This is a genomic window from Pseudomonas sp. Sample_24, from assembly GCF_004307605.1.
GTDB lineage: Bacteria > Pseudomonadota > Gammaproteobacteria > Pseudomonadales > Pseudomonadaceae > Aquipseudomonas.
In genome coordinates, this window is the sequence record NZ_RCNW01000504.1 from 1 (window position 1) to 4,131 (window position 4,131).

3 protein-coding genes and 1 pseudogene are annotated in these 4,131 nt (G+C 59.9%); all 4 read right to left on the reverse strand.

Annotation, left to right across the window (positions count from 1 at the left end; genetic code table 11):
• Positions 1 to 244 precede the first annotated feature (244 nt).
• Positions 245 to 2,185, reverse strand: a complete 1,941-nt coding sequence (gene lapD / locus D8V06_RS29175) for a cyclic di-GMP receptor LapD (protein ID WP_130932344.1) — start codon at positions 2,183 to 2,185, stop codon at positions 245 to 247.
• 22 nt (positions 2,186 to 2,207) lie between these two features.
• Positions 2,208 to 2,915 carry a cysteine protease LapG gene (gene lapG / locus D8V06_RS29180; RefSeq protein ID WP_130908415.1) on the reverse strand — a complete coding sequence of 236 codons (708 nt, stop codon included), beginning with the start codon at positions 2,913 to 2,915 and terminating at the stop codon, positions 2,208 to 2,210.
• A gap of 670 nt (positions 2,916 to 3,585) precedes the next feature.
• Positions 3,586 to 3,981 (reverse strand): YbaN family protein, encoded by a 396-nt coding sequence (locus D8V06_RS29190; RefSeq protein ID WP_056853072.1) that lies wholly within the window; start codon positions 3,979 to 3,981, stop codon positions 3,586 to 3,588.
• Positions 3,982 to 3,991: 10 nt separating this feature from the next.
• A pseudogene (locus tag D8V06_RS29195) lies at positions 3,992 to 4,131 on the reverse strand (YecA family protein); the annotation flags it as partial.

The following is a 4,131-nucleotide window of genomic DNA, read 5'->3' on the forward strand; positions in this document are numbered from 1 at the left end:
GCGACGATCATCAGCGGGATGCTTAATGATCATTCGTTGAAGGTGGATACGGTGTGACCTGAAATGTGGGAGTAAGTCTGCTCGCGATTGCGGTTGATCAGTCGACATCATGGTTGAATGAACCATCGCATTCGCGGGCGAGCCCCCAGGGTTATCCAGTATTCACGACACGTGTGCACGACGCGAATCCTTGTGGGAGCGTGGCTTGCCCGCGATGAACGATTGCTCGGTCTACGGGTAACACTCACATCGGTTCCGGCGGCCCGATCAGCCTGCCCATCACCCCGAACACCCCCAACTCCCTGATCGCATCCAGCTCTCCCTGGGTCTCGACCATCTCCGCAATCAATGGCAGGTCAATGCTGTTGGTCGCCCGGTAGATCGCTTCGATAAACAGCCGTTTATCGCGCTGCTCATCAATGTGTCGGATATAGGCGCCGTCGATTTTCAGGTAGGCCAGGCCCAGTTGGGTCAAGTTGCCAATCTGGCTGAAGCTGCCACCGAAATGTTGCAGGCCAATGCGGTAGCCCGTATCGAGCAGGCTATGACTCAGTCGTTGAAGTTCATCGGGAGGCGGCAGTTGGCGTTCGTCGATTTCCAGGGTCAGCAGCGGAGCCAGTTCCGGGAGGGATTCGAGCATGTCGAAGATCAGATCCAGTTGAGTCTGATCGCGCAAAGTGGCGCCGGACAAACTCAACGCGAGCGGCCAGCGATTGATGGCAAGGTAGTCGAAGGTCGCTTCGAGCATCGCCAGGTCGAACCTTGCCGACCAGCCGAAACGCTCGATCCATGGCAAAAACTGCCCGGCAGCGATCGCCTGGCCGTGCGGGTCGAGCAGGCGGGCGAGGACTTTGTGATGCAGCACCTCACTGGTGTCCGCGCATTGCACCACCGGTTGAAAGTACAGCTGCAATTTACCCTGGTTCAGGGCGTCATCGATCCAGCTGCGCCAGTCGGGAGGGGATTGTTTCAGGGTGATTTCGCTGCGATTGGCAAGCGCCCAGGGTCGCTCGGGATGTTGGCGTGCCTCAGTCAGCGCCTGATCGAGACGTAACAGCACATCGGTGGCGGCTTCGCCGGGGCGGTAAGCTACGATGCCCAAATGGGCGACAGGCATGCAATCGCTGGCACCGGTCAGGCGCAGGTTTTCCAGGGTGGCACTGATCTCGGCGGCCAGGCGCGTGGCATCCTCGGTTCCCAGGCCCGGCGACAGCAGGCTGAACTCGCCGCCGCGATTGCGTGCAGCCAGCCAGGTGCGTCGCTGCGGCAGGCGGGTCAGGCGTTTGAGCAGTTCTCCGACCGCGCCGATCAAGGCATCGGTGCGCTGACCACCCAGGCGTTGGTTGAGGCCATTCAGATCGTTGAGCCGCAACATCAACAAATGCCCCTCACAGCTTTGTTCGCAGACTAACAAATGGTCAGCCAATTGCTCGTCCAGCAAACGCCGATTGGCCAGCCCGGTCTGGCTGTCCTGATAAGACTCGCGGCGCAGCTTTTCACTGCGCGCGGCCTCTTCGCCGAATAACGCCTTGAGCTTCTCGACCATCTGGTTCATCGCCAGCACCACGCGTTTGAGTTCCGGCGTGCGTGGCAGCTTCGGCAGGCTCAAGAACTCGCGTTTACTGATGGCTTCGGCCTGCCGGACCATGTTGTCGAGGGGACGAAGTTGCCGGCGCAACAGCCAGCCACCGAGTACGGCACTGAGCAGTCCGCACACCAGCAACCAGATCAGGCTGCCCAGGGCGCTGTCCCAGAGTTTGGCCAGGGCGAACTGCGGGTTGCTCAGCACTTCGACCCGCGCCACTTGCTGCCAGCCACGCATGATCAGCGCATCGCCCCCTTCATGCTGCAGATTGACAAGACTGACGAACCAGCCAGGCACACCCTTGACCTGCGCCTCAGCGCTGCGCTCTATCAACACTTGCTGGTTATCGATGCTGACGATGCGGATGCTGCTGAAATAGCCACTGTCGAAAATCGAACTGACCATCAACTCCATCATCGCCGGGTCATCGACTTGAGCGGTCAGTGACAACCCCAAGGCTGTGGCGGTATCCTGGGCGTGGGCGCGCAATTGGCCGAGGGTCTGTTCGCGGGAGCTTTCCAGGCCGACAAAAAAACTGCCGCTGAACGCCACCAGCAAGAACAGGCAGATAGCGAGGAACAGTTGATTGCGCAGTTTCATGAAACGCTCCTTGCTGTGGCGGCTAGCCTTCGCCCACGGTGAACCCTTCGGTTTGCATCTTTTGCAGAACGTCTTGCCAGCGCGACAGTTTTTTCGAATCGCTGCTGCGTTGGCCGCCGTTTTTGCCCGGCAGATAAAGGCCCTCGGCATTGAATGCATATACCGGAAGCAGGTCTTTGCGTTGCGAGGCGGGGCGTATGTCGCCGATCAAGTTGTCCAGCACAAGTGGGTCCGCGGCGGGGTTGCTGTAGAACGTCAGCACCATGTGTGCCTGGTTCTGGGTCAAAGCCTTGACGTAAGTGATGCGCAGTTTTTCGCTGGGAATACCGAGCTGGCGCAGGCTGAAATACTTCGCCAGCGCGTAGTCTTCGCAATCGGCGGCGCCCTTGATCAGGGCTTCGACGGGAGTGGCCCAGTAATCGGTCTGCCGCCAGATGCGTGTGTCGTCCTGAAAATTCAGTTGTTGATTAAAAAAGCGATTGACCGCGTTCAACTGCTCGCGCTCTGGTGCGTCGCGTTCGCCCTGCAGCATTTGACTCCAGGCCTCGATTCGCCCACGGGCCGGGCCGAGGGCGCCGTAGCGTTTTTCGGCATTCTGCAGGACCTGTGCAAAATCCCAGTCAGCCTGGACGCTGCTCAGCCCGGCCAGCAGCAAAGCACCCAGCAACAGCCATCCGCCGAACCGAAGTCGGGGCGTTGGCCATCCTGGACTACGCGGACCGCGGGGCATGTCGGGCTGCTCGGATGCAGATTGATGAAGTCTAGGTGGTGTTTATTGAAAGGTGGGGTTGGTCGTCGGGGGATGGTTTCGTTGGGGAGCCAGCCTGCTGGCGAGGGCGGCTTGCCAGCCGACCAATTTCTAATAGATGTACTCGATCCCTGTGGGAGCTGGCTTGCCAGCGATGGCGGCCCGCCAGCCAACCGATCTTCTCTGGATGTACCTCAGCCCCTGGTGGGAGCCAGCCCTGCTGGCGAAAAATGCCCAGACGCCGCGTTCATCCAGACAGTGCACTTTATCGTTAACGACCATCGCCAGCAGGCTGGCTCCCACAGCAAAGGCACGCTCCCAACCAGTCTGGCCGGCCGGTAGGCCGCCTCGCTCTTGATTTGGCTTTTGATTTTCTTGCCCCCTCGAGAGGCCGAGTGGAGGTTCTGCGCAGTGGGCAACCCGGCATGGATGCCGGGTTAGCCGCCCCCGGCCATGGATGGCCGATGGCGGCGGGCCCACGGAGCAGGACCGGAGCGAGGGTATGCCGAGCCACAGCGAGGCACCGAACGAAAGGGGCAAGAGCGCTTTGGTTACTTTCGCGCTTCTCGAAAGTGACCCGCCGTAAGGGCGGAACCATAAGCGGCCGTTACCGCAGCAATGGATATGTACACCACCACACCACCCCAAAAACTCAAAACTTGCGCAAAGTCTTCTGCCGAACAATATAAATCGTCACCAGCACCGCACTGGTCAGCATGAACCCCCGCGCCCAAGGCATCGGCACCAGATAGCAGGAAAACAGAATGCTCACCCACATCAACCCAATGGCGTAGACCTTACCCTTGAGCGGAATGCCATTACCTTCGAGGTAGTCACGAATCCACGGTCCAAGCCGCGGATGATCGACCAGCCATTGATAGAAGCGCGGCGAACTGCGGGCGAAACAGGCAGCCGCCAGCAGCAGGAAAGGGGTGGTGGGCAACACCGGCAGGAAAATCCCGATCACCCCCAACGCTACGCTCAGCCAGCCGATAGCCAGCAGCACGTAGCGCAACATCAGGGAGCGGTTGCCTATGGGGTTGTCCATAGGCAGAACCTTAGTGGTGACGTGGCTTGAGGATCGCCGGTTTTTCGTCTGGTGCGTTGCACAGCAGGTACAGCGCAGTCAGGGCCTCCGGGATTTGCACGATCATGTCGTCCATCAGGTTGGCATCGGCGGCAATGTCGGAGAACTCCG